At 39.7% G+C, this 23642-nt stretch carries 29 protein-coding genes and 2 riboswitches; of the genes, 14 read left to right on the top strand and 15 right to left on the bottom strand.

What is annotated here, in order from left to right:
• Nucleotides 1-313: 313 nt before the first annotated feature.
• Nucleotides 314-949 (top strand): Bax inhibitor-1/YccA family protein, encoded by a 636-nt coding sequence (locus QFZ73_RS04280; protein WP_251431124.1) that lies wholly within the window; start codon nt 314-316, stop codon nt 947-949.
• Nucleotides 950-1162: 213 nt separating this feature from the next.
• Here the strand turns inward: QFZ73_RS04280 and QFZ73_RS04285 are convergent, their stop codons facing one another.
• From QFZ73_RS04285 to QFZ73_RS04295, 3 genes are all read right to left on the bottom strand, one after another.
• Entirely contained in the window at nt 1163-1705 is a 543-nt protein-coding gene (locus QFZ73_RS04285; RefSeq protein WP_063232074.1) for an acyl-CoA thioesterase, read from the bottom strand.
• A 134-nt stretch (nt 1706-1839) separates the two neighbouring features.
• Nucleotides 1840-2376, bottom strand: a complete 537-nt coding sequence (locus QFZ73_RS04290) for a M15 family metallopeptidase (protein ID WP_307263371.1) — start codon at nt 2374-2376, stop codon at nt 1840-1842.
• Between the two features lie 74 nt (nt 2377-2450).
• Nucleotides 2451-2933, bottom strand: coding sequence for a DinB family protein (locus QFZ73_RS04295; protein WP_307263373.1), 483 nt, complete (start codon nt 2931-2933; stop codon nt 2451-2453).
• Between the two features lie 210 nt (nt 2934-3143).
• Here QFZ73_RS04295 and QFZ73_RS04300 point away from each other — a divergent pair, with 210 nt between their 5' ends.
• Both QFZ73_RS04300 and QFZ73_RS04305 read left to right on the top strand, forming a co-directional pair.
• Nucleotides 3144-4397, top strand: coding sequence for an ABC transporter ATP-binding protein (locus QFZ73_RS04300; RefSeq protein WP_307263376.1), 1254 nt, complete (start codon nt 3144-3146; stop codon nt 4395-4397).
• Nucleotides 4384-4962 carry an ABC transporter ATP-binding protein gene (locus QFZ73_RS04305; protein ID WP_307263380.1) on the top strand — a complete coding sequence of 193 codons (579 nt, stop codon included), beginning with the start codon at nt 4384-4386 and terminating at the stop codon, nt 4960-4962. The genes QFZ73_RS04300 and QFZ73_RS04305 overlap by 14 nt, the downstream gene beginning before the upstream one ends.
• Before the next feature lie 50 nt (nt 4963-5012).
• Here QFZ73_RS04305 and QFZ73_RS04310 read toward each other — a convergent pair whose 3' ends face one another.
• Nucleotides 5013-5714, bottom strand: coding sequence for a GDSL-type esterase/lipase family protein (locus tag QFZ73_RS04310; RefSeq protein WP_307263383.1), 702 nt, complete (start codon nt 5712-5714; stop codon nt 5013-5015).
• 218 nt (nt 5715-5932) lie between these two features.
• Between QFZ73_RS04310 and QFZ73_RS04315 the strand changes: the two genes are divergently transcribed.
• Entirely contained in the window at nt 5933-6439 is a 507-nt protein-coding gene (locus QFZ73_RS04315) for a GNAT family N-acetyltransferase (protein ID WP_307263387.1), read from the top strand.
• Between the two features lie 69 nt (nt 6440-6508).
• On the opposite strand, the gene QFZ73_RS04320 is transcribed toward QFZ73_RS04315, so the two are convergent.
• Both QFZ73_RS04320 and QFZ73_RS04325 read right to left on the bottom strand, forming a co-directional pair.
• Nucleotides 6509-6703 (bottom strand): aspartyl-phosphate phosphatase Spo0E family protein, encoded by a 195-nt coding sequence (locus QFZ73_RS04320; RefSeq protein WP_251431140.1) that lies wholly within the window; start codon nt 6701-6703, stop codon nt 6509-6511.
• 251 nt (nt 6704-6954) lie between these two features.
• The gene (locus tag QFZ73_RS04325; protein WP_251431143.1) at nt 6955-7143 is read right to left on the bottom strand and encodes a Fur-regulated basic protein FbpA; all 189 of its coding nucleotides are present in this window, start codon (nt 7141-7143) and stop codon (nt 6955-6957) included.
• Nucleotides 7144-7319: 176 nt separating this feature from the next.
• A riboswitch (SAM riboswitch) is annotated at nt 7320-7424 on the bottom strand.
• Nucleotides 7425-7582: 158 nt separating this feature from the next.
• Nucleotides 7583-7688: riboswitch (TPP riboswitch) on the top strand.
• Nucleotides 7689-7777: 89 nt separating this feature from the next.
• Between QFZ73_RS04325 and tenA the strand changes: the two genes are divergently transcribed.
• Genes tenA through thiE form a run of 5 tightly spaced genes read left to right on the top strand, consistent with a single transcriptional unit; the run spans nt 7778 to nt 11204 of the window.
• Entirely contained in the window at nt 7778-8467 is a 690-nt protein-coding gene (gene tenA, locus QFZ73_RS04330; RefSeq protein WP_307263394.1) for a thiaminase II, read from the top strand.
• A 15-nt stretch (nt 8468-8482) separates the two neighbouring features.
• Entirely contained in the window at nt 8483-9004 is a 522-nt protein-coding gene (gene thiW / locus QFZ73_RS04335) for an energy coupling factor transporter S component ThiW (protein ID WP_251431337.1), read from the top strand.
• A complete protein-coding gene (thiD, locus tag QFZ73_RS04340; protein ID WP_307263397.1) occupies nt 8973-9779 on the top strand; it encodes a bifunctional hydroxymethylpyrimidine kinase/phosphomethylpyrimidine kinase in 807 nt (268 codons plus the stop codon). The genes thiW and thiD overlap by 32 nt, the downstream gene beginning before the upstream one ends.
• Nucleotides 9776-10591, top strand: a complete 816-nt coding sequence (thiM, locus tag QFZ73_RS04345) for a hydroxyethylthiazole kinase (protein WP_307263399.1) — start codon at nt 9776-9778, stop codon at nt 10589-10591. The genes thiD and thiM overlap by 4 nt, the downstream gene beginning before the upstream one ends.
• Complete coding sequence (gene thiE / locus QFZ73_RS04350) at nt 10572-11204, top strand: thiamine phosphate synthase (protein WP_251431155.1); 633 nt, start codon at nt 10572-10574, stop codon at nt 11202-11204. The genes thiM and thiE overlap by 20 nt, the downstream gene beginning before the upstream one ends.
• A 40-nt stretch (nt 11205-11244) precedes the next feature.
• Here the strand turns inward: thiE and QFZ73_RS04355 are convergent, their stop codons facing one another.
• Nucleotides 11245-12450: an MFS transporter gene (locus QFZ73_RS04355; RefSeq protein WP_307263403.1), complete on the bottom strand. Its 1206-nt coding sequence runs from the start codon at nt 12448-12450 to the stop codon at nt 11245-11247.
• Nucleotides 12451-12720: 270 nt separating this feature from the next.
• Here QFZ73_RS04355 and QFZ73_RS04360 point away from each other — a divergent pair, with 270 nt between their 5' ends.
• The 3 genes from QFZ73_RS04360 to QFZ73_RS04375 all read left to right on the top strand — a co-directional run bounded on the left by QFZ73_RS04360 (nt 12721) and on the right by QFZ73_RS04375 (nt 16550).
• The gene (locus tag QFZ73_RS04360; protein ID WP_307263405.1) at nt 12721-14208 is read left to right on the top strand and encodes an aldehyde dehydrogenase family protein; all 1488 of its coding nucleotides are present in this window, start codon (nt 12721-12723) and stop codon (nt 14206-14208) included.
• Between the two features lie 383 nt (nt 14209-14591).
• The gene (locus QFZ73_RS04365; RefSeq protein ID WP_251431163.1) at nt 14592-15824 is read left to right on the top strand and encodes an aminopeptidase; all 1233 of its coding nucleotides are present in this window, start codon (nt 14592-14594) and stop codon (nt 15822-15824) included.
• 558 nt (nt 15825-16382) lie between these two features.
• Entirely contained in the window at nt 16383-16550 is a 168-nt protein-coding gene (locus tag QFZ73_RS04375; RefSeq protein ID WP_169803969.1) for a hypothetical protein, read from the top strand.
• Nucleotides 16551-16677: 127 nt separating this feature from the next.
• Here the strand turns inward: QFZ73_RS04375 and cspC are convergent, their stop codons facing one another.
• Nucleotides 16678-16878, bottom strand: coding sequence for a cold shock protein CspC (gene cspC / locus QFZ73_RS04380; RefSeq protein WP_010331195.1), 201 nt, complete (start codon nt 16876-16878; stop codon nt 16678-16680).
• A 379-nt stretch (nt 16879-17257) separates the two neighbouring features.
• Here cspC and QFZ73_RS04385 point away from each other — a divergent pair, with 379 nt between their 5' ends.
• Nucleotides 17258-17518 carry a hypothetical protein gene (locus tag QFZ73_RS04385; RefSeq protein ID WP_307263412.1) on the top strand — a complete coding sequence of 87 codons (261 nt, stop codon included), beginning with the start codon at nt 17258-17260 and terminating at the stop codon, nt 17516-17518.
• 112 nt (nt 17519-17630) lie between these two features.
• Here QFZ73_RS04385 and QFZ73_RS04390 read toward each other — a convergent pair whose 3' ends face one another.
• The 6 genes from QFZ73_RS04390 to QFZ73_RS04415 form a co-directional block, all read right to left on the bottom strand.
• Entirely contained in the window at nt 17631-17876 is a 246-nt protein-coding gene (locus QFZ73_RS04390) for a YdcF family protein (protein ID WP_373458908.1), read from the bottom strand.
• A gap of 186 nt (nt 17877-18062) precedes the next feature.
• Nucleotides 18063-18848 carry a serine hydrolase gene (locus tag QFZ73_RS04395; RefSeq protein ID WP_307263415.1) on the bottom strand — a complete coding sequence of 262 codons (786 nt, stop codon included), beginning with the start codon at nt 18846-18848 and terminating at the stop codon, nt 18063-18065.
• 176 nt (nt 18849-19024) lie between these two features.
• Entirely contained in the window at nt 19025-19192 is a 168-nt protein-coding gene (locus QFZ73_RS04400; protein ID WP_251431171.1) for a YezD family protein, read from the bottom strand.
• A gap of 880 nt (nt 19193-20072) precedes the next feature.
• Entirely contained in the window at nt 20073-20288 is a 216-nt protein-coding gene (locus tag QFZ73_RS04405; protein ID WP_307263421.1) for a hypothetical protein, read from the bottom strand.
• A 217-nt stretch (nt 20289-20505) separates the two neighbouring features.
• Nucleotides 20506-20973, bottom strand: a complete 468-nt coding sequence (locus QFZ73_RS04410) for an NUDIX hydrolase (protein WP_307263424.1) — start codon at nt 20971-20973, stop codon at nt 20506-20508.
• Between the two features lie 618 nt (nt 20974-21591).
• Nucleotides 21592-22206, bottom strand: a complete 615-nt coding sequence (locus tag QFZ73_RS04415; RefSeq protein WP_307263427.1) for a protein kinase family protein — start codon at nt 22204-22206, stop codon at nt 21592-21594.
• 184 nt (nt 22207-22390) lie between these two features.
• Here QFZ73_RS04415 and QFZ73_RS04420 point away from each other — a divergent pair, with 184 nt between their 5' ends.
• Nucleotides 22391-22978, top strand: a complete 588-nt coding sequence (locus QFZ73_RS04420; protein ID WP_307263429.1) for an RIO1 family regulatory kinase/ATPase domain-containing protein — start codon at nt 22391-22393, stop codon at nt 22976-22978.
• A 9-nt stretch (nt 22979-22987) separates the two neighbouring features.
• Here QFZ73_RS04420 and QFZ73_RS04425 read toward each other — a convergent pair whose 3' ends face one another.
• Nucleotides 22988-23515, bottom strand: coding sequence for an AAA family ATPase (locus tag QFZ73_RS04425; protein WP_307263432.1), 528 nt, complete (start codon nt 23513-23515; stop codon nt 22988-22990).
• Nucleotides 23516-23642: the final 127 nt, after the last annotated feature.

The following is a 23642-nucleotide window of genomic DNA, read 5'->3' on the forward strand; positions in this document are numbered from 1 at the left end:
TATACAGTAAAGTTTTGAAGTCCGATTAATTGTAAAGAACCAACAATTTTAATTTTATTATTTCAAGATAACTATTTTAAAGTTCATACCTATTTATTGATCCTGTCGTTTTACGTACTGCAGAATGGTTCGAAGTTAATTATTTTAATATTTCAGAAAAGTTAGTATATTTGTAAGAATATCATAAAAAAGGTAATTACTTCATATATATTTCAATACTTTAAAAAAAACACCTAATTTTCATTAAATGCAATGAAACCTTTTTAAAACAGATTCGTAGAAAACGGTAGAAAATAAATGATGAGGTGATTGAATGTATTCACAAACTGTACAAACATATATGCCGTCCGTCATGCGGACGTTCGCTTTATCACTTGCTGTTTCCGTTTTAGGGATGGCTCTCGGCACTCTTGTTCCGCCATCCTTGTTTCTTCCTTTAGCGATACTAGAGATCGCCATGTTGATTGGGGCATTCATATTGCGGAGGAAAAAAGCCATCGGTTACACATTTTTGTATAGTTTCACGTTGATTTCTGGAATTACGACCTATCCGATCATTGCACACTACCTGGCCGCTGCAGGGGCAAATGTGGTGATCCTGGCAGGTGTTACGACGACAGTCGTATTTGGAGGACTGGCGGTTTATGCCACAACCACCAAAAGAGACCTTTCTTTCTTGAGAGGAATGTTATTTGCTGCCTTATTAGCTTTAGTCGTCATTAGCATTTTCAACATTTTCTCTCCATTAAGCTCTACAGCCATGCTGGTCTTTTCATTTATTGGGATTTTAGTTTTCAGTGGTTATATTTTATATGATTTCAATCGAATGAAGCATTACGGGGTAACAGCCGAAGAAGTACCGCTAATGGCCTTGAATCTATATCTTGATTTCATTAACCTATTCATTAACATCATGCGCTTCTTTGGTATTTTAGCAAGCGATGACTAAAAGGCGTATTTGATCAAACTTAACAAGAAAGACGCTTGGACTTATCCAAGCGTCTTTTCACGTTTCTTTCCCATATGGATAATATCATCGCTGAAAGAACCCAATACATGAGAGTACTGTTTTTTTCCGAAAACCCCTGGCGATGAATAAAAGACCAAATCACAATGAATTTGGTCTTCATCATTATTAAGAACAGCAGAAGGGATGCGTATCTTATTTATATAATCCTGGCTTTGATTGATCTGTCCATGGCAGTTTCACACCGAAAGTACTTGCAATGAACTGTGTATCTTCCCTTCTTTTTTTCCTTATTTGGGCCCGTTGTTTTGCTGATTCATTTAAATTCATTTCCATCTCTGTTTCCGGAACCAAACGCGGAACCGGAATTGGTTTACCTTCTTCATTAATGGCAACAAATGTCAAGAAGGAAATGACGCATAAATTCCGATCTCCTGTAACTAAGTCCTCTGCAATCACCTTTACGATGATTTCCATTGATGTTCTGCCCGTATAAGTCACGAAGCTTTCAAGGCAAACTGCATTTCCTTCGTGAATAGGGTGCAGGAAATCGACAGAATCAGTTGATGCAGTAACGACGTTGCTTCGCGCATGACGCATGGCTGATATAGCCGCTACATCATCAATGTATGCCATTAATTTGCCTCCGAACATCGTACCAATATTATTTGTATCCGGGGGGAGGACAAGGCTTGTTTTTATGACCAAAGAGTCCCGGCAATGTTTTATTTCTTCCATGGTGACTGCACTCCTTTATGTCTGATTTCTCACTAGTTCACTTTATCGAATTCTTACCTGTAAAGCAATTCACATGCTTATTTTCCTGCTTTTAGTCAAAATTATGCGATTTATAATGAAGCCACCCACTTTCACTACCCTTTTGGCCGCTTGCCTTGTTGCAGCTCACGCAGGCTCAAGCCAAATGTCATTTGTAAATGCGGATAATCCTTGAACCCTGCCCAATCCCCTCCCCAATCAAAACCTAACCCTTTAGCGATGGTCACGACTTCCATCCAATCCGACTTTCCATTATCGTTGCCGTCATAACGCATATCCCAAATGGCCTCGCCTTGTTTGTTAAGGAGGGCAAAATCTATCGCCAAACCGAAATTATGCAGCGACTCGCCACCTCTTGCATTCGTTACGATGTTCCCCGAGCCTGTTCGGCCCTTTTCATAGAGTTCATTTTGCTCAGCTAAAGACCGGAACCCTGCCGTAATGATCACCGGGATGCCTTTGTCATTAGCCTGTTGAATGAGCTCGTCTTTTTTTTCGGCGACGATCGGATTGAGCTCGTCAGTCAGTTCGATTTCATCCAGATCTGGCGGAAGTATATATTTGAACAAGAGCCCAAGCAACAATCCGAGAAAAACCAATAGCAAACATGTCCTTACCCAAGTGGCTTTCACTGAAAAACCCTTCCTTTACGAATAACTGTCTGAAAGTGAAAAACTCAACCAAAGACGGATGAGTTTTTCTTCTATTATAACTTTTTTTTCAATTCTTCAATTTGCAATAAATGCCGTTTTTCATGTAGTCCCACGAACGGGATCCATTGCTTCAAGCTTAAATCTTTAAATAAAGGGTGTGGAAAAGACTTTTGTTCGAGATCAATTTCCTTTGCATGGTCAACGACCTGTACAAAAGCTTTTCGGGATTCAGACAACTTATCCTTAACTTCACTCAAAGTTTGGTATGATTCTGACGGAATGACAAATGGCGGGGCCTGGACCTTCACTTCACGATTTAAAGTAAGCTCGATCGGTTTATCCGCAGCAGGAATCCTATCGTCGCTTTTCAATTTATCGGAAATGCTCTTTGTTATGGCCCTCTCCATTAAATATAAATGATCCAATACCTGAATGATGCTCCATCGTCCTGTTTCAGGATGGGCATTCAGCTGTTCATCCGATAGTCCGTTGACCGCATGTAAAAGTTCTTCCCTGATTTTTTCATTTTCATTCATTTTTAGAATCTCCTCTTATAAGCCTCCCTAATCTCCTATAATTATTCCATGTCCTATAGGAAAGTGTAAAATAATAATACTTTTTGACAGAAACGAACCGATTAAAAGTTGTCTATTTTTTGAAAAGCTCTATGATAGTCATTAAGGTAAAATTCACCTAATTCAAATGACTTTCAAAATTCATCAAGGACCTAAATAGGAGTGATCGCTATGAGTGGAGGACATATTCCATTCAGCCACAAAGGCCGCAATGCCATGCATGCAATACCCTCAAAAGGAAGCATATGGTTGATGCTCAAACAAATGTTCAATCGGGTCCCATCCAAATGGAAGTTTTGCACTTTGGTTTTATGTATCATACTTTTCATTTCATTGCTTGAGTTCTCCATCCCCCAGTTGACGCAGTTTACGATTGATAAAATCATTCCCGAAAAAAGATATGACTCGTTAATCTGGATTGGCGCAGGAATTCTTTTTGCTACCATCTTATTGGCTTTACTGAACTGCTTTAACAGCTATATCGTTTCCAAGGTCGGTCAAACAGCTATTATGGATATACGGAATAGCATGTATGACCATATTCAAACACTGGATATGAAATTCTTTGATAAAAACCGTACTGGTGACTTAATGTCCCGGTTGACCAATGATGTCAATTTACTGCAGCAGCTCATCTCTTCGAGCATGCTTCAAGTCTTGACTGACACGGTGACTTTCATTGCCGTGGCGGTATATATGCTTTTCATTAACTGGAAGCTGACCATTGTCCTCCTTTTTACATTCCCTTTCATGTTCTATATCACAAGGGTATTTGGGAAACGCATCAGGATGTCATTTAGGTCTGTGCAAAGTTCAGCCGGAGATGTCAGCAACCAGTTACAGGATTCCATTTCGGGAATGCGGCTCATTCAATCTTTTACAAATGAAGAATTCGAATCAAGGCGGTTTGCGGAGCGTAATCAGGAAAATATGGCTGCCAACATTAAGTCTGTTCGGCTACGTTCCATGTTCGGTCCGATTATTGATTTATTGAACAATATCGGTCTTGTAGCAGTCATTGTGTTCGGGGCTTGGCAAGTGATGGAAGGTGAATTCACAATAGGATTAATCGTGGCCTTCCTCGCCTATTTGAGGTTACTTCAGAGTCCCGTTCGCAATTTTAGCCGGGTCATCAGCATTGTCCAGCAATCATCCGCCGCCTTTGAAAGGATAACTGAAATATTGGAAACACAACCTGAAATAGGTGACAAGGGAAATGCCATTGAACTCCCCTCCATAAAAAAGCAAATTGATTTTCAATGTGTTGATTTTGCTTATGATGAGAGTGTTCCTGTAATCAGCAATCTAAACCTGACCATGAAAGCTGGTCAAGTAACCGCTCTGGTCGGCTCCTCTGGCGCAGGAAAATCGACCATCACGAGCCTTTTGATTCGATTTTATGATCCGCAAGATGGAAAAAATTAAAATGGATGGTCATGATATCAAAGATGTGTCACTGAAATCATTACGGGGACAAATAGGAATTGTTTCCCAGGATATCATTTTATTCAACGGTTCAATCCGTGATAACATCGTATATGGCAAACTTGATGCTACAGATGATGAAATCATCCAATCAGCCAAAGCGGCAAATGCGCATGACTTTATCAGTGCCTTTCCTGATGGTTATGATTCACAAATCGGAGAGCGCGGAGTCAAGCTTTCAGGTGGACAAAAACAGCGTATTGCCATTGCCAGGGCACTTTTGAAAAATCCGCAAATCATCATTCTCGATGAAGCAACGGCGGCCTTGGATACAGAATCCGAACATTTGATCCAGGAAGCATTGTCACGTTTATTGATAAACCGCACTTCTATAGTCATTGCACATCGTATATCAACCATTCATGATGCCGATCAAATTATCGTTCTGGAAAAAGGGCAGGTTCATGAAAAAGGAACACATGAACAATTATTGCAAAACGACGGCAGATACAAGCAGCTCCATGACTTGCAGTTCCCTCAACTAAAAGCCATATTAAATTCCTAGCGACTTAACAGGCAAAAATGCACAGAAAGCTTTCCTGTGCATTTTTGCTTTCATTTGAAATCATAACTTTCCAAAACCCGATTCGCAATGAGCTGATACCCTTTTTCATTCGGATGTAACTTATCACTGAAATACTCTGTTTTCTTTTTATCTTCAAAAAGATCATTCGTAGGAATGAATAACATCCTTTTATCTTTATCCGCTATTCCCTTTATTGACTGGTTATAATTGCGAATGTGCTTTTCAAGTTTTTGATTACCTTTAATTGGGTTATATAGTCCCACTACCAGAATATCAGCTTTACCGTTTGCCTCCAACAGTGTTGATGTAATCATATTCAGATGGCTGATATACTCCCGTTTACCCTCATTGATTTTTCGGACACTTATTTTCTCCAAGTCCCCTCCGTTACTATTGATCAAGTCATTCGTTCCAATATAAACGATGAAAGTATCGGCTTCATCAAGTTTCGTTTTAATGCGGTAATCATCAAGCTGTTTCATCACCCCATCCGTTTCCTGGCCTTTTATTCCGTAATTCCAAAAACTCACTTTTTGTTCCGATTCCGGATTATTCAATTCATCCTCCAGGCCTTCTATATATCCTTCACCGTCCTTATCCCCTTTTCCATAGGTTAACGAATCTCCAAAAGCCATCACCCTTTGCACATCTTCCGACTCCGAGGCCTGAAATTCATATGCAGCAAAACATATAACTAGTACAGCAATCAATAACCCTGCCAATTTTTTCATTTAGTTCCCCTCTTGTCTTTTTACTAGAAGTATTTAATCTTACATACCCAAAAAATCCGCAGTCTTAACATACAAAAAAGAATTGTCAGATAAAGAGTAAGGAGTGTATGATAATATAAAACTTTCAATGGATTGGGTGTCATTCACCGTCCCTTAACAAAAAACGGGATAACCCTTCATTCTCGTGATTGAATAAATGATAGTTAGGAGTTTAAATCATGGAAGAGCACATAGAGTTTAGAGTGGCAGAACTATCTGATCTACCCAGAATTGTTGAAATATATAATTCGACAATTGCTTCAAGAATGGTCACGGCAGATACGGAACCTGTATCCGTCCAATCGAGGGTTAAATGGTTTGAGGAACATCATTCGGAAAGCCGACCGCTATATATCATTACTATAGAAGGGAATACTGCAGGATGGATGAGCTTTCAATCCTTCTATGGCCGACCGGCATATAATTCCACTGCCGAAATCAGCATTTATATTGATGATTATTTCCGGGGAAAAGGAATCGGACAAATTTCGATTCAAAAGGCAATTGAAATGAGTCCAAAATTAGGTGTTAAGACTCTATTGGGTTTCATTTTCGCCCACAATACACCAAGCCTTAAGCTTTTTTCCAAATTCGGGTTTGAAGAATGGGCTCATTTACCCCAGGTTGCCGAGCTGGATGGCATTGAGCGGGATTTGATCATTCTTGGTAAACGTGTCGATATTTAAAATAATTCTTTAGAGCTATTGCCTTGAGCAGTAGCTTTTTTTAGATTAATCGAGGTCAAATTGACTAATTTAAAAATACCTATATGCTTTCTGGAGGGAAAAATATTCAGAATCTCTTTTACTTGTTAACGCATTTAATAGCGTATCCAATTCTTGACTGGCTTGAACAGTCAGCAGACTTGTTAAGCCGTAAATCGCGGCCAATTTGAGCATCTCTTGTCTCTTCTCTTCTACTTTTTCTATAGTTACCTTGCGGCAAAGCATTATAGCACCCCCCATTTATTCAATATTTTTACACTTTCATCATAATGAAACTACTAGTTAAAATCAACTATTTTCCAGAAATTAAATGTGTTATTTTATAGGGTAAATGTGACAAAACACCTATTTATTCTTATATTATGTATATTTTGTGTCACTTTCTATTAAACGCAAAAAAAGCACCCACTAGTGTAGACTGCGAATGCTTACATCATATCCCTAATACAAGAACCCAAAATATAGTCCATCGCTTACTATGTCATCCATTCAGAAGGTGACTCGTTATTATGTCTATTTATAACAATTTTATATTCATCTTCAAGTACTTTTAATGGGGCATCATAAAGGTGCCTTTCATCAGAGGTTTTGTATACTCCATTGGCCAATAACTCTTCAATAAGCATTGCCTTCCTCTGTTCAATCCTCTTAAATAATTCTGCCATGTAAATGGCTCCTTTCCTAGTCATCCTTGAGCCAGCTTCTAGTTAGCTAAACTTTATCAACTTGTTTGATTTTCACCAAATTATATATACCTTTTCTATTATGTCACTAAACGTTATTTCCCAAAAATAAAAGCCCCTTCTAATTCAAGAAGAGGCTGACAGTGTCCGTACGGCTCTTCTTATCTCCCAAGCATATGCTTGTTGGATTTAGCACAGTTCCCATAACGGGTCCGCTGCCGAGGTTTCTTTGGGCCAAGTCCCTCCACCTCTCTGGATAAGAATTCGATATATAAATGATGTAGACATGATTTTATCTTAATAATCATCAAAAGTCAATTACCTGGTTCTCCCTTTTTTCCTGGACACAAAGTGATCTCTCTTTCAATTACCGGTTGCATTTTCTTGTCTTTCTGATATGATGTCAGTAATTACATACAATTCACACCACTAGGGGAGTTTTTTTTTAAGACTGAGATGGAATTAGTTCCGGACCCTTTGAACCTGAACCGGCTTATACCGGCGGAGGGAAGTGGATGATATCGTCCATTTACAGGCTATATCCATCTACCCCGTTCCGTATTCAGGAACGGGGTTTTTTATTAACAAGGGGATCCATTCTAAAGGAGGATGAACAATGGAGAATATTAAATTAGAAACATTCAGTGATAGACTACATGCGCGGGCAAAAGAGATTTGGAAAAGGAACCATTCTCATCCCTTTGTCCAGGCAATTGGAAACGGCACGCTTCCTGAAGAGAAATTTGCCTATTACCTGAAGCAGGACTATATCTATCTCATGGATTATTCCAAGCTCTTTGCTTTAGGTGTCATCAAAGCTCATGACATCGAAACCATGGCAAAGTTTGCAAGTATTTTAAATGAAACCCTTCAAGTGGAAATGGATATTCATCGGCATTATGCTTCCGAATTCGGAATCAGTTCCAAGGAATTGGAAGATACAGAGCCCACTCCAACCACTCTAGCCTATACAGGTTACATGCTAAATGCAGCTCAGCATGGGACCTTGGCAGATTTGATCGCCTGTCTCCTGCCCTGCGCTTGGGATTATTATGAAATCGGTTTGCTATTAAAAGAACAAAATGGAGCAGCGTTGGAAAACAATCGCTATGCAGATTGGATAAGGTCCTATTCATCTCCTGAATTCGGGGAAGCACACAAGTGGCTGATCGCTTTGTTGGAAGAGTTGACGGAAGGCATGCCAGAAAAGGAGCTTCTTAGATTAGAAAAGCACTTTTTGGTTACTTCCCGATATGAATATTTATTCTGGGATATGGTTCAAAATGAGCAGGATTGGCCGCTGTAGGATGTTGACATGATGATGAATCCTATCAAGAAACTGACGTTGACTGCCATGATCACGGCTATAACGACGCTGACCAGTTCATTTATTTTCATCCCAACAGGATTTGCAAAGGTCTTTCCTATTCAGCATTTGGCAAATGTCCTGACGGCCGTCCTATTGGGGCCTGCTTATGCTGTGACACAAGCTTTTTTAGTTTCCATCATTAGAAACATGTCTGGTACCGGTTCAATTTTCGCCTTTCCCGGCAGCATGATCGGGGCACTTTTAGCTGCCATCCTTTATCGAAAAACACAAAGCTTAAAATTCGCTTGTTTTGGGGAAGTGATTGGGACCGGCATTCTCGGTTCCCTAGCCTGTTATCCACTTGCCATCCTCCTATTGGGAGAAAAAGCTGCTCTTTTTGGTTTTTTACCGGCTTTTATGCTCAGTTCATTCGCAGGTGCGATTTTAGCTTTCATATTACTTAAAATACTTCTAAAAAATAATTATATGAAGGGGTTTTTTTATGAAAACAGCATTAACCATCGCAGGCTCTGATTCAGGGGGCGGTGCTGGAATACAAGCGGATTTAAAAACATTTTCTGCACATGGGGTCTTTGGGATGTCTGCCATCACAGCCGTAACCGCACAAAATACAATGGAAGTCCGTTCAGTACAGCCAATTGAAACAGCTATCATATCAGATCAAATTGCTGCTATCTTTGAAGATATTCCGGTCGATGCAGTAAAAATAGGCATGCTTGGATCAAAAGAAATAGTGGAAACTGTCGCTGCGTCCCTTAAAACCTTCATGCCTGCCATCGTTATCCTTGACCCTGTCATGATTTCCAAAAGCGGCCACCATTTGCTCGACGAAAAAGCTGTCTCTGCCTTAAAAATGGATTTGCTTCCGCTAGCAACACTTGTAACCCCAAATGTACCGGAAGCGGAAGTACTTACTGGCTTGTCGATTCGGACGGAACAAGATTTCTACAGGGCATGCATTTCGATACAAGAAATGGGTCCCAAAGCCGTTTTACTTAAAGGAGGCCATGCAACAGGAAATCCAAATGATCTTTTTTATGACGGGACTGACTTCCAATGGATCAAGGGAGAGCGTATTCATACAAAAAACACTCATGGTACGGGCTGTACCCTATCATCCGCCATTACATCAAACCTGGCAAATGGACTGCCATTGCAGGTATCGATCGAACAGGCCAAGACCTATATTTCTGAAGCGATACGAAATAGCTTTTCAATTGGTAAAGGTCATGGACCTGTCCATCATTTTCATGCATTTTCAAAAAAAGAACGGAGTGACTTAAAATGAAGGTTTCTGCAGCCGATTTATTCGTGAAAGTAAAAGAAAGAAAACCACTCGTTCACCAAATCACCAACTTTGTTACAGTCAACGACTGTGCAAATGCCACCCTTGCCATCGGTGGTTCACCAGTAATGACATCGAGCCCAAGAGAAGTGGCGGATATGGTCAAATTAGCAGATGCATTGGTACTGAATTTCGGTACGATCGATGATAAAGCCTTGGAAGCAATGAAGATTGCCGGTAAGAAGGCAAATGCCCTGGATATCCCGGTCATTTTGGACCCGGTGGGAGTTGGTGCCACCTCCTATCGTACAGAGCAGGTCAAAGATCTCCTAAGTAAGGTTACTTTCCAAATCATTCGCGGAAATGCGAGTGAGATCCTTTCATTGATGGGTGGGGATACCGTTACACGCGGGGTGGATTCGGGGGAATCTGCGATTAGCAATGCAGAGCTGGCTGCACGAGCGGCAAATAAATTGAATAGTATCGTCGTGGTCAGCGGAGCTAAGGATGCGGTCAGCGATGGAAAACATACGTCCATCATCGACAATGGGAACCACCTATTAACTAATGTTACAGGTACCGGTTGCATGTCCACTGCTCTTATCGGTACTTTTTCCGGAGTCACTGACGATTTCTATTCTGCGGCAATTGCCGGTATCTCAACCATGAGCATTTCAGGGGAACTAGCTGCTGCAAACCTTCAAAAAGATGAAGGAACAGGAACGTTTCGTGTGCGATTAATCGATGCAATATCAAGAATGGATAAGGAAATCTGGATGCATGAGGTGAAAATAAATGAAGAAGTCCCAAATTGATTTAAGCCTGTATTTAGTTACGGAAGAGTCCATAGCATTGGAAAAATTGACCAAAATCATTGTAGAATCTGTTTCAGGAGGAGTCTCGATCGTACAACTTAGAGAGAAAAATAATTCCTCACTCTCCTTTTATAAAAAAGCTTCTGCATTAAAACAGTTATTGAACGAGCTGTCCATTCCCCTTATCATCAATGACCGGGTGGATATAGCACTTGCGGTTGCAGCGGACGGAATTCATATTGGGCAAGATGACCTTCCACTGCCCGTCGTCAAACAAATGGTTCCTGAAGATATGATTATCGGTGTATCTGTCTCCACTCTTGAAGAAGCTCTTGAAGCCGAACGAAATGGAGCAGACTATATCGGAGTCGGTTCCGTTTTCCCTACCAAGACCAAACAAGATGCAACTCATATGGCAATTGGGGATCTGGAGGAAATTTGCCGAAGCGTATCAATTCCCGCCGTAGCCATCGGGGGTATCACTGCCGATAACATTTCCGCTCTTTCTAATAGCGGGCTATCCGGTACCGCAGTCGTATCGGCCATCATGAATGCAGATAGTCCGAAGACTGCCTCCGAATCCCTTTTAAAAATAATAAAAGACTTTAAATAAACAAAAGGAAGGGGACTGAATACAGTCCCCTTCCTTTTGTTTATTTCAAAACGGTATTCTTTGTTTCCTTCCCAAAAGCTACGGCAACTGCCCCCACTAGAATAGCAATTGTAAATAGGGTGAAAATCGATGAAATCGGGGTGTCTGCGGCAACTAAATACCCTACAAGCAACGGTCCCAGGACACCGCCAATCCTCCCGATCCCTGCAGCTAACCCAGCACCTGTACCACGGACTGCAGTTGGATACTGCTCAGGTGTATACGCATAAAGTGCACCCCATGCCCCTAGGTTGAAGAAAGATAGGAACATCCCGGAAACTATCAGCAGTGCTAACCCCTCTGCCGAGCCAAAGAAAAAGGCACTGACGGCCGTTCCAATTAAGTATGTGATCAAAACGAATTTACGTCCCATCTTCTCTATCAGCCATGCAGCTGAAAAATAGCCCGGAAGCTGCGCAAGCGTCATGATCAAAACATATTCAAAGCTTTGAATCATGCTGAAGCCTTTTAGGACCATCACACTTGGCAGCCATAAAAACATCCCATAATAAGAAAAGACCACGCAAAACCATAGAATCCACAATACAAGGGTCTGACGGGAGTATTCCTTTTTCCAGACACTTTTCATATTGCTTAATACAGATGGTCTCTGCTTCTTTTCAAGTTCCGTATACTTCGGTGAATCCGGCAGTTTCAAGCGCAGATACAGCGCATATAAAGCTGGAACTGCGCTCAATAACAATGCAACCCGCCATCCATAAGCCGGAATGATGAAATAGGATATGAGTGCTGCCAAAATCCAGCCAACCGCCCAAAAACTTTCAAGAAGGACGACGACCCTTCCCCTTTTACTCGCTTCAACACTTTCAGAGACCAATGTCGATGCAACCGGAAGTTCTCCTCCAAGTCCCATTCCAATCAAAAATCGCAGTATCAAGAACAAGCTGAGTGTACTGACTGCTGCAGACAGGCCACTTGCAATTGAAAACAATAATAATGTAATGATAAAGACATTCTTTCGTCCTACCCTGTCGGCCATCGCACCAAAGAAAACGGCTCCAACAGCCATTCCTATTGAGTTTATGCTCCCAATCCAGCCAACCTGCTCACTGGTTAAGTTCCATTCCTGTTTTAATGCAACAATGATGAAAGAAAGCATACCGACATCAAGTGCATCGAACATCCATCCAAGACCCGCAACACCAAGTAACTTACGCTGCGATATCATTTTCGCATTTTTTCCCATATATTCCTCCTGAAGAACTTTAGACCTTCTTGTTATTTTATCCTTATTCATTTTAACTATTAACTTTCATTTTCGCTATAGTAATTACACATGTCATGACAAAAAATACCTCATTTTTAAAATGATGAAGAAATCTTGGTTATTCTGTCGAATGATATAGATTGAATATTCCCTTTTTTTCATTTATCATAAAAATTGGCATAAATCATAGCGTTAACAATAAGTCATCATGTTTTGCCCAAGATAATCATTTAATTCAGGAGGGTAATTATGACAAATCTAACGTTAGAAGTAAGTGGAAAGCTGCAAAAATTTTTAACAGGACCAAAAAAGCTCTATATTAATGGTCAGTTTGTAGAAAGTGCTTCAAAAAAAACCTTCTCCACTCCTAATCCTGCTACAGGACAAAAACTTGCCGATGTTTATGAAGCTGATAAAGAAGATATCGACTTAGCCGTCAAAGCTGCACGCAAAGCATTCGATGAGGGGCCTTGGTCAAGAATGAGCGCAGCTGCACGCAGTAGGCTTATGTATAAACTTGCCGATTTAATGGAAGAAAATAAAACGGAACTTGCTCAATTGGAAACGTTGGATAATGGTAAACCAATCAGTGAAACTACTAATGCCGACATTCCTTTAGCCATAGAACATATGAGATATTTTGCTGGCTGGTCCACCAAGATTGTTGGACAGACCATTCCGGTAAGCGGAAATTACTTTAACTACACCAAACACGAGGCTGTTGGTGTTGTCGGCCAAATCATCCCATGGAACTTTCCGCTTCTCATGGCGATGTGGAAACTGGGAGCGGCACTTGCTACAGGTTGTACGGTCATATTAAAGCCTGCTGAGCAAACGCCGCTTTCCGCTCTTTACCTGGCTGATTTATTGGCTGAAGCCGGTTTTCCTGATGGAGTCGTCAATATCGTTCCCGGTTTTGGTGAAACCGCCGGACAAGCACTTGTCGACCATCCGCAAGTAAATAAAATTGCATTTACCGGTTCGACCGAAGTTGGAAAATTGATCATGCGTTCCGCTTCATATTCATTGAAACGGGTCACATTGGAACTAGGAGGGAAATCGCCAAACATCATCCTGCCTGATGCGGATTTCTCAAAAGCCATCCCTGGAGCTTTGAATGGGGTCATGTTTAACCAAGGACAGGTATGCTGTGCCGGATCCAGGGTTTATATTCAAAAGAAACATTATGATAATGTTGTTGCCGATATGGCCAGCCATGCAAAAAACATCAAACAAGGGGCAGGATTAGATCCAAGTACTCAAATTGGACCGCTTGTTTCCCAGGAGCAGCAAAATCGGGTAATGGGCTATATTGAAAAAGGGAAAAACGAGGGTGCGGAAGTTCTTGTCGGCGGAAATAAACCCGGTGAACAAGGCTACTTTGTTTCTCCTACTATATTCGCCGGGGTTGAAGAGGATATGACGATTGCTAAAGAAGAGATTTTCGGGCCAGTCATAGCTGCAATGCCATTCGAGGATTTAGATGAAGTCATTAACCGTGCAAATGCAAGTGAATATGGGTTGGCTGCCGGCTTATGGACAAGCGATATAGCCAATGCCCATTATGTTGCAGGAAAACTCCGCGCCGGTACAGTGTGGGTGAACTGTTATAACGCGTTCGACGCAGCTTCCCCGTTCGGCGGTTACAAACAATCCGGAATCGGACGTGAAATGGGATCTTATGCACTGGACAACTATTCTGAAGTGAAAAGCGTTTGGATTAATTTGGGCAAGTGAGTTTTTGACTATCAAGAAGAGGGTCTCAAAGAGGCCCTCTTTCTTTCAGTCCATTGATTCACTGTGCCAAATAATTAAATTATGCAACTATTCAAACCTTTTCAATAGTCTTTCCTTCTATAATGTTGATAGAATGCAAGATAGGCAAACCGGCTGCTGCTTGAGCTGGCTGGGGAGGTTATATGCTCATACGATAATGCCGGGGTTGGTACTAAAGTGAATGAAACTAAACTGACCCGAATTGATATTGGCTCCTTGCCAGTTATAAAGAACTCCTTCGTTTAATTAACTATAAGTTTTCACAAACGATGTAAAAAGTTTCTTTTTTATATGACAATAAGTACAATTATAAATGTAGAAAATGGAAAAGGAGTTTTGAAATGATGAGTGATTTTCAAACGAATTTAGAAAAATATGCAGAACTTGCCGTAAAAGTCGGCGTAAACATCCAACAAGATCAAACGCTGGTCGTAAACACAACATTAGAGGGTGCTGACCTTGTGCGTCTCATTGTAAAGAAAGCATATGAAAACGGTGCGCGCAATGTCATTGTTAATTGGAATGACGATATCGTTTCACGCACTAAATATGAACTCGCTCCCGATGAGGTGTTCCACGAGTATCCAAAGTGGCGTGCAGAAGAAACGATCGAACTGGCGGAAAACGGAGCTGCTTATCTATCCGTCATCTCCTCCAGCCCAGACTTATTGAAAGGTGTAAAGCCTGAAAGGATTGCCAACTTCCAAAAAGCATCCGGGACTGCACTGAAAAAGTGGCGTCAGTATATGCAATCCGATAAAGTTAGCTGGTCCATAGTCGCCGTCCCTTCAAAAGCCTGGGCCGATAAAGTATTCCCTGAAGAGGCAGAAGGAAAACGCGTTGATATGCTATGGGAAGCCATTTTCAAAGCAGTTCGTGTTGATGTGAAGGATCCTGTAGAGGCCTGGAAAAAACACGATGATACCCTGCATGAAAAGGTTGATTATTTAAATGACAAGCATTACCAAAAATTGCATTACACGGCTCCTGGAACAGACCTGACAATTGAGTTACCTGACAAACATCTTTGGGTCGGGGCAGGAAGCGTTAACGTACAGGGTCATGAATTCATGGCTAACATGCCGACCGAAGAAGTGTTTACGGTCCCATTGAAAACAGGTGTTAACGGTACAGTTTCCAGTACTAAACCCCTTAGTTACGGCGGCAACATCATTAATAATTTTACCGTGACCTTTAAGGAAGGACGGATCATTGAAGTAAAAGCTGAAGAAGGGGAAGAAATCCTAAAACAGTTGGTTGAAACGGATGATGGTTCACACTATCTAGGTGAAGTGGCACTTGTTCCATTCAACTCACCAATTTCCCAATCGAATGTTTTATTCTTCAATACATTATTCGATGAAAACGCGTCAAACCATCTCGCTATCGGCAGTTCGTATGCTTTCTGTATTGAAGGCGGAAAAAACATGAGTCCAGAAGAGCTTGCAGAAAATGGACTGAATGAAAGCCTTACACATGTCGATTTCATGATTGGATCAGATAAAATGAACATCGACGGCATCAAACAGGACGGCACTTCAGAACCTGTCTTCCGTAATGGGGATTGGGCTTTTTAATTAACTGACATGAAGGTCCGTCACTTGAAAAACTTCATTTAATTCATAGCCACGTGTTTCCTGTATACTAGGGAACATTGTGGCTGTTTTTTCATGCACCGTTAATCAATCATCATTAGGCTTTTAGCTTTTGTCCAGCAAACTGAATGACATGGCATCCCCCTTTATGAAGCTCCCCCTCGTTTCGGACAACCTCCCCATAAGGAAATGAATGATTCGCCAGCCCTAGAAACTTACTAAGAAGTCTTCCGGGGAATACAAAAACTCCATATCCGTGGTCCTCCGCTTTCATACGGTAATTGATAAATGGAATAGACTTCCGAAACCTGACTCCGCATAATTCCAAACAGTGATATCCATTCCTTGTTCAGCTAAAAAAACCACCTTCCGGCCCTTCACCATCTGTAATCGCTAAACCATCACCCTTTAACTTCCTCTTTATATCAGCTCAGTGCCGTATACATAGCCTGATTTTTTAAACCTAATATATCCTTGTAAATCTTGGACACATCTTTCGTTCCCAAATATGTTATACTATTAGTAAAGAGGGTGGCTAAATTGAAAAGCAATAAGTATAATACTGGTGAAACAGTAACTATTCAGGATACTAATGAATTAGTAACCATTAATAAATGGGCATATGTAAAAAACATGAAAAGATATTCTTATACTGTAAAAGAACATCCAACTACTTTTTTCTTTGAGGAAGAATTAAAAAAATCTTAATAACACGTCCCTAAAACCCTACTCAGCTCAGAGTGGGATTTTTTTTTGCTTTTTATTTTTTAGCATAATAAAAAACAGACTCCCCATTGGGAAGTCTGTTCATATAAGTTACGATTTAATATTAAAATTAAGCTTTTTGAACGTTAGCAGCTTGAGCTCCACGAGCACCTTGCTCAACGTCGAAAGTTACTTTTTGACCTTCGTCTAAAGATTTGAATCCTTCGCTTTGGATAGCTGAGAAATGTACGAATACGTCGTCTCCGTTTTCACGTTCGATAAATCCAAAACCTTTTTCTGCATTAAACCATTTAACTGTACCTTGTTCCATTGTTGTTGCCTCCTAGTGCATAACACACATTGTATTACTATTTTCAATCATTTGGAAAATAATCAGTATCCTCTTCCACAATCAAAAACAATTCTTTATTAGATTAACATGAAATGATAAAGATTGCAAATTTCTAGAAATATTTTAAAAAATACGGGTTCGGCTTCCTATTTCCTTTATTTTCTTTATTTATCCAATTGAATGATTCAGATATCGATTAACGGGTATATCAGAGTATAAGAAAAAGTAACCATATTCACTTAAAGAAATTACAACAAGGAGGTCAATCAATGAAATATTACAAAGTTTCTAATAGCGGTCTTGACAGTAAGGTCATTGTAGCCTATAAAGCGGGTATGAGGCACTCGGATTATATTTAATGGAAATCGATGATCAACTTGGTTTTGTTGATGATATAAATGTGGAAGAAGTGGATGCTGATGAACAAGTCGAGATTTCCTATACCGGTTATCCGTTTATAAGACACTTAACGAGCTATATCAAGAGAAAGATTTTTGGGAGGTTCCTAATGTTGTCGTGGAAGTCGAATAATGAAAGTACCCTCCCCATCTTTTGGAGAAATCGAATTAAGCCACTGGATGTTACCTCCCAATCAACTCTGTCAAATAGTATTTGGTAATTGCAAAATATTCACGGGTATATGATTTCAACAGTGACACTTTTGGTGTCTTTGCCGGTAAGAACTCATTCCTGATACAGCAGCTTCAGGATTAATCGTAAGTAATTACTATTTACCGGGCAGTTGAAGTAGCAAAAAACGAAGGCTTGGACATGAAAGGAATTATATCTTCTCCCGTTCTTTTGCCGCCAGATACAATGACCACTGTTTGTTTATTCGCCGTTAAATATTCTGCAGCTTTATCAATCCGGTATTGTAAGGATAATGATGGAGCCGAACCTTTGACCCTTGCTCCAAGAATAATGAGGTAATCGGCATTTTCCGGAATTTGCTGGTGAATGCTTTCTTGAATTTTCATGTGTAAAATCCAAAATATCCGAGTACTGCATATTACACAAAATTTCATCGCCCTTTTCAAAGTTTTTCCCCGTTTCATTTTCTTTTCATCATTTAACATTTTTTTCACTTAACCTAATAACTAAGTCGAAGAGCGGGAAGTCATGAAAGACTTCCCGCTTTTTCCAAAAATATTCAATCCGACAGTTTATTCCGCGACCATATCATCATATATCAATTTTCCAATTTTACTGATTACTTGACGGCTTTCTTCCTCTGATTTGATATCTTCAGTAAGAACTGCAGCATAAACAGTTTGTGTTTCTGAACGAATGATTGCACAATCATGGGCAACTCCCCGAATTCCGCCCGTTTTACTTGCGACCTTGACCCCTCTGCCCATCAGTGATGGAAGTTTATCCCTTAATTGCTGATTGTCAAATACACGCAATATTCTTTCCTGGCTTTCTTTCGTCAAAAAGTTGCCTGTATGTATGGCTTTTAAACAGGTAATCGTATCTTCCGCCGATATGGTATTGTCGCGCCCTTCTTTTAATGCCTTAAAATCCTGCATTTTTCGTTCAAGGATTGTATTTTTCAAACCAAGTTCCATGATGCATTGATTGATTTCTTCAAAGCCCAACAGGTTCATCATCATATTCGTAGATGTATTGTCGGAAACGGTTATCATCAATGTCAATAAATCCTCTACGGTTAAAAATACCTTATTCGATAAGACATGCAGGACCCCAGACCCCCCAGTCACTTCATTTGGCGGGATGGTCACTGGTTGATTCAAATAGATTTTCTTTTGTTCACTTTGACGATAACCTTCGATGATCATCGGTATTTTGATCAAACTCGCTGATTGAAAGGATTCATTCTCGTGATATCCAATCGTGTCCCCAAGACCATTTTCAATTTTATATGCAATTTTCCCATTAAATGTTTCAACTAATGCCAAGATATCATGTTCTATAGTTTGTAAGGTCATCTATTCCCTGTTCCTCCCTTAGATATCATTTATTCCCCTATAAAAAACTCCCCTATATCCTAACTTATTCTACCATGTTAAAAGCAGTACAATCTTCTTCGAAACTCCAAATTGAATAAATTTTTGTATAAAAAAAAGCCTTCATATCGAAAGCTCCCTTAATAAATAACTATTATTCATCTGGCTTTAACGGCCCGGCTCTTCGCTAATGGGAATCGTTTCTTCTCGGTTGTGTCAACCTGTGTTATTTCACCATCATGTACGGTTATTATCACGGATCCATATTGCAGATCTTCCAAGCTTGAAATGATATGCCTGATTTTCAATTCTTCTTTCTTTTCCATAATATCTCCCCTTCACTACTGGTAATAAAGCTTCGTTTCATTCCTAATGTTAAAAAGGATCGAACGAAAAGCACATGTTCGCTTCCCACTTTCAATGTTTTCTTGAGGAACTTGGTTTACCTATCATATCCTCATCACTTTACTTTCCGCATAAGAATAACCAGTTAATAGGAACTCCATATTCCCCTCCCCTCACTATAAAAAATAAAAGGCACCCGCCATCCAATAGATTAGATGTAAGGGTGCCTTTAGTTGACTAATCGGCAATATTCGGAGTTGCTAATGTTATAGAAAAATACGACTCAAGCGACAAACCGCATTATTCTTACCAATTAACTTGGTATTTATAAATATAATCCAATTTCATCCTTTTGTCAATCATACCTTATAAAGTTCTACCGAAAAGTACGAACAGCTTACGGTATTTTAAATCACAGTTACAAACAAACTGAAAAGGAGCAATATTTATCTTTTTACATCGAATTTTCGAAACTTGTTTTCTATTAACCTTTTATAATGTAAGCGCTTTCCTTTATAAGGATAATAGGTTGGATGGCATGCGTGGCCGTCATAGTATCTGGCGTAGGTGGGGCCAATACCGGGAACAGTACATAGAATTAATCCCTTTTTAAATGCAACAGTCAGGCTTCTTCAGAAGTCGAAAACAGTGATTCATCAACCATGTATAAAAATGCTACATAAACGATAAAAATGGAAAAAAGCTAATCCCTTGAACACCAAGGGGTTGGCTTTTTTTCTAAGCTGAAAGCAATCCGGTTCGTTATTTCACGGGAACCTATACTGCAATCTTCTGCCAACAAATTCTTCTTCTAATCTCACAATATATCACCTCGTGCTAATTTTAATTGCAATAATTGCCTTAAAAAACAGGCATCTTGTCTGCTTCCACCATATAACTTTTTAAAAGCTTCTTTACTTCCCCTTCCTCACCATGTTGATAGCGGATGACATTTTCGCGAAATCTTTTATAGATTTGAGTAGAAGAATCGCGGCCGCGAAAATGAACAATCAAAGGAATATCATACTTGACAGCTATTGGTAAAATATCGATCGAATGTTTCCCTTGATGAAGCATGGATCGCTACGGCATTTTGCTCCTAAAAACAGGCTCCAAGGTCTACAATATCATTCATATTATAATATTGTTCAAACTGAAACAGAACAATGTTACTGTTTGGAAAAGGACCAATGACTATTGGTCGATATTGATCCAGCATTACGACCTGATTGTACTTGAATCCTTGATTTATTTTTATCGGTTCTCTGATATAAAGGCAATCGCCTTCTCTTCTTTATCTCTTCCTTCCTTCTGATATTAAATTTTCAATAAAACTTTGGAATATTTGTCGATCTCTGAGACTTAAATCTTTCGGAAAAGCGGACCATTTAAAAAATTGAACCTTTTGTATTTCTATATCATCAGGTTTTAAATCTCCGCTGCGTATGTCTTCGGTAACGAAGGCTAAGGTAATAGGATAATATTCATCACCATTTGGCAACTTGGTATAATAGTCCTTACCTGAAAAAACTCCAATTAGTTGAAGGTTATCGATAGTAATTCCCGTTTCTTCCAACAATTCGCGTCTGCAGGCATCTTCAGCCGTTTCTCCTATTTCAATGAAGCCGCCTGGCAATTTCCACTTTTTATCAGACTGTACCATTAGAAAGCGGAAGTGCTGGTCGATAACCAAAACGGTGACCCCAGTAAGTATCAAAGGTCTTGTTCCAACGAGAGCACGTAAATCTTCAATGTATCCCATTTCATTTCTCCTTTTATAATTATTCTTTATCTTTATAAGAAACTCTTAAATGGAAATTCCCCTTTTATATTAATTTCACAATGGTATGGATTTGAAAGGGATAAAAACTTATATTTTACCGTTTTTTTGTAAAAGTCATAATTGTAAAGGGACAACCTATTTTTGCAAAAAACGGTATTTACCCAAAACAATCTATTGGCTTTTTGATTTATGCTTTCAGTTACCTGTTTCCAGACCATGTCCATCTGGTTCGTTCTTCTACTCTCCTCGCTGCTATTTGGGCTGGTGGCACACACCTACCAAGGAGTTTCCGGGGTTATTCGAGCTATTGCCTTGTCGGCTTATGGTTTTCCATCGTTTACGTTGGTCTAGGTTCAATTATTCCATTGATCATCTTCCATGCTCTAGTAGAATACTTTGGAAAAACAGATGAAGAAATATCATAATTATAGGTCGAATTTTGTTTGGAGACAGATGCGGAAAATCTCTCTTTTATTTTTATGTTCGTAACTCATAAGGTGAAACGGACGGAAACGGAAACAGAAGCTTTACAGAGGAGAAATGGGAATAACTTTGCTTACACTCTATGAAAAATAAACAACGTAAAATTGAGTAGCCTTATTTGCTCCGTTTATCTTTCATTTTGGCTCCGTCGGGCATGTACATGTAGTTTTTCCATTCGGAATAGAATTCCTGGTCCATGTCTTTGACCTGCTGCAAAAAGAGGTCAATTAGTCCAAGTTCGGATAATGTATTTAACAACCGTACCGGTATGGGTTTCCGTTTATATGCATTTGCATGATCGACGGTTTTCAAAATCTGCTGTTTATCAACAAAAATGTGGCGAATGACGCAGATATCCAAATTGGTAAAACCCAATCGTTTCATTTCCCTTTTCATAAAAACAATCTGCCGGGTAATCGATTCTGTTATCGTACCATGTTCCTGAAGATAATCCCGTAATGAAGGACCACCGATGTATTCCATGATGATATAGTTGTGGCCGGATTCGAAAAGCTTCGGCATGAAAGGTAATCCTTGCCCTTTTAACATCGCTTCTTTTTCCTGTTTTGCAACCTCCGGTTTTAAAAAAATTTTTACGCAGCTGACTTCCGACAGCTTGAATACTGCCCCCTGAAGCCCTTTTCCTATAAAAGGGTACGAAGTCGGATTATGGATAACCAGTTCTTTTTGTTCATTGCGGGTGACGGTAATGGAGTCGAAATCATTCATACTGTTCTTCTCCTTTTCAATAAAGTGTTGCCTGCTATTCAAGATAATTCATTATATGAGGACAAGTGGTTATTAGGAAACGGCGTGTGACTAGAGCAAGTTCAAATACTTTACATAAAATAAATAAAGCTGTTAACCACAGTTCATAGAGTCAAACAACCATAGTTCAAGGAGTTGAAGAAAAGTGATCGATTTTAAATCTATTCGTGTTCTCAGGAAAGGGGATAATGAAGTAGAAATTGTTCATAATCCAACATCATTACCGCTAATTGGAAAAGGGAAGCAAGGTGCCGTTTTTAAACTATCTTCGGATCAATGCGTAAAAGTTTACGCAAATCAATTGCACGTCTTGAAAGAGAGCGAAGTTTTAAAGGCAGCACAGGAATCGGGGATTGTCCCAAAACTTTATGAGGTTGGAGAAAACTATATTATTATGGAGTACATTGAGGGTTCTTCTATAAAGGAATATCTTGAATCAAAAGGCAATTTAACAGAAGATTTCACCCGAAAAATCTTATCCTTACTACAAGAAATGAAGCGATTAAAATTTACTCGGTTAGACATGAGGTTTGACCACCTCATCGTAACCAAGCAAGGGGAACTTAAAGTAATAGATCATGTGAACTCATTTTCATTGGAAAAACAGTCAAGCCGGCCCGTGAAGCTCTTGAAATGCTTGGGAAAATTAGGTTTATTATCACAGTTTTTGGAACAGGTAAAAAAAATCGATCATCAATCCTATCTGGAATGGAGAGATTCGAAAAGAAAATAAACCCCCTGCTCACAGGGAGTTTTTGTTTTTTTCGTGTCCATGTATCCATTCACTTATTTGTTGAGCTACCTTCGTTGCATTGGTTTTGGAAGTATCAATAATCGGAATTGGCGGGTTATATTTATCAGCAATCTTAATAAGCCATTTTGCAAAGTCATTATTCTTTAGAAGCTTTTTTTCTGTCATCTTTCTCCTTTTTTGCAATCGTATCTCTCGGGTTTTGTCATCACAATGTAAAGCTAGGTAGTAAACGTGCTTAAAATCATTGAAGTCGATACATCTTTCGATATCGTGCGGCCTAATGATTCCGCAAATGATGGTTTTTCGGCCGCTTTCAGCGATATTTCGTGCGACGCGAAGCCAAATATTCAGCAATTGGTGTTTGTCGAATTTGCCAAAGTCGTCTTTTATAAACTCAATAACATTATCATAATCAAAAATTACATATTCCGGCATTAGTTTCCGCAGTTCCTCAATAACGGTTGTTTTTCCCGTACCTTTCGCACCTGTAACGACATATAAGGGCGCTTTAGACATAGCAATTCTCCTTTGTTTATCAGATATTAATATGATATGAATAAAAGTCCCTTGAGGTATATGTATGTGTCTACATTTTTCCGAGACCGATAGGAAATCGGTTATACGACTAGAGCATTTTCTATTC

The organism is Peribacillus sp. V2I11 (assembly GCF_030817135.1).
GTDB classification, from domain to species: Bacteria; Bacillota; Bacilli; order Bacillales; family DSM-1321; genus Peribacillus; species Peribacillus simplex.

Excerpts from the sequence above, each read along its gene's own strand:
- QFZ73_RS04300 (WP_307263376.1), top strand. The coding sequence starts at position 3,144 with ATGAGTGGAGGACATATTCCATTCAGCCACAAAGGCCGCAATGCCATG.
- thiD (WP_307263397.1), top strand. The coding sequence starts at position 8,973 with ATGAAAACAGCATTAACCATCGCAGGCTCTGATTCAGGGGGCGGTGCT.
- tenA (WP_307263394.1), top strand. The coding sequence starts at position 7,778 with ATGGAGAATATTAAATTAGAAACATTCAGTGATAGACTACATGCGCGG.
- QFZ73_RS04315 (WP_307263387.1), top strand. The coding sequence starts at position 5,933 with ATGGAAGAGCACATAGAGTTTAGAGTGGCAGAACTATCTGATCTACCC.
- QFZ73_RS04360 (WP_307263405.1), top strand. The coding sequence starts at position 12,721 with ATGACAAATCTAACGTTAGAAGTAAGTGGAAAGCTGCAAAAATTTTTA.
- QFZ73_RS04355 (WP_307263403.1), bottom strand. The coding sequence starts at position 12,450 with ATGGGAAAAAATGCGAAAATGATATCGCAGCGTAAGTTACTTGGTGTT.
- QFZ73_RS04285 (WP_063232074.1), bottom strand. The coding sequence starts at position 1,705 with ATGGAAGAAATAAAACATTGCCGGGACTCTTTGGTCATAAAAACAAGC.
- QFZ73_RS04325 (WP_251431143.1), bottom strand. The coding sequence starts at position 7,143 with ATGGCAGAATTATTTAAGAGGATTGAACAGAGGAAGGCAATGCTTATT.
- QFZ73_RS04310 (WP_307263383.1), bottom strand. The coding sequence starts at position 5,714 with ATGAAAAAATTGGCAGGGTTATTGATTGCTGTACTAGTTATATGTTTT.
- QFZ73_RS04410 (WP_307263424.1), bottom strand. The coding sequence starts at position 20,973 with ATGGGATACATTGAAGATTTACGTGCTCTCGTTGGAACAAGACCTTTG.
- QFZ73_RS04395 (WP_307263415.1), bottom strand. The coding sequence starts at position 18,848 with ATGACCTTACAAACTATAGAACATGATATCTTGGCATTAGTTGAAACA.
- QFZ73_RS04415 (WP_307263427.1), bottom strand. The coding sequence starts at position 22,206 with ATGAATGATTTCGACTCCATTACCGTCACCCGCAATGAACAAAAAGAA.
- QFZ73_RS04320 (WP_251431140.1), bottom strand. The coding sequence starts at position 6,703 with ATGCTTTGCCGCAAGGTAACTATAGAAAAAGTAGAAGAGAAGAGACAA.
- thiW (WP_251431337.1), top strand. The coding sequence starts at position 8,483 with ATGAATCCTATCAAGAAACTGACGTTGACTGCCATGATCACGGCTATA.
- cspC (WP_010331195.1), bottom strand. The coding sequence starts at position 16,878 with ATGGAACAAGGTACAGTTAAATGGTTTAATGCAGAAAAAGGTTTTGGA.
- QFZ73_RS04405 (WP_307263421.1), bottom strand. The coding sequence starts at position 20,288 with ATGCTTCATCAAGGGAAACATTCGATCGATATTTTACCAATAGCTGTC.
- QFZ73_RS04305 (WP_307263380.1), top strand. The coding sequence starts at position 4,384 with ATGGAAAAAATTAAAATGGATGGTCATGATATCAAAGATGTGTCACTG.
- QFZ73_RS04390 (WP_373458908.1), bottom strand. The coding sequence starts at position 17,876 with ATGAAAATTCAAGAAAGCATTCACCAGCAAATTCCGGAAAATGCCGAT.
- QFZ73_RS04280 (WP_251431124.1), top strand. The coding sequence starts at position 314 with ATGTATTCACAAACTGTACAAACATATATGCCGTCCGTCATGCGGACG.
- QFZ73_RS04385 (WP_307263412.1), top strand. The coding sequence starts at position 17,258 with ATGGAAATCGATGATCAACTTGGTTTTGTTGATGATATAAATGTGGAA.
- thiM (WP_307263399.1), top strand. The coding sequence starts at position 9,776 with ATGAAGGTTTCTGCAGCCGATTTATTCGTGAAAGTAAAAGAAAGAAAA.
- thiE (WP_251431155.1), top strand. The coding sequence starts at position 10,572 with ATGAAGAAGTCCCAAATTGATTTAAGCCTGTATTTAGTTACGGAAGAG.
- QFZ73_RS04425 (WP_307263432.1), bottom strand. The coding sequence starts at position 23,515 with ATGTCTAAAGCGCCCTTATATGTCGTTACAGGTGCGAAAGGTACGGGA.
- QFZ73_RS04295 (WP_307263373.1), bottom strand. The coding sequence starts at position 2,933 with ATGAATGAAAATGAAAAAATCAGGGAAGAACTTTTACATGCGGTCAAC.
- QFZ73_RS04400 (WP_251431171.1), bottom strand. The coding sequence starts at position 19,192 with ATGGAAAAGAAAGAAGAATTGAAAATCAGGCATATCATTTCAAGCTTG.
- QFZ73_RS04365 (WP_251431163.1), top strand. The coding sequence starts at position 14,592 with ATGAGTGATTTTCAAACGAATTTAGAAAAATATGCAGAACTTGCCGTA.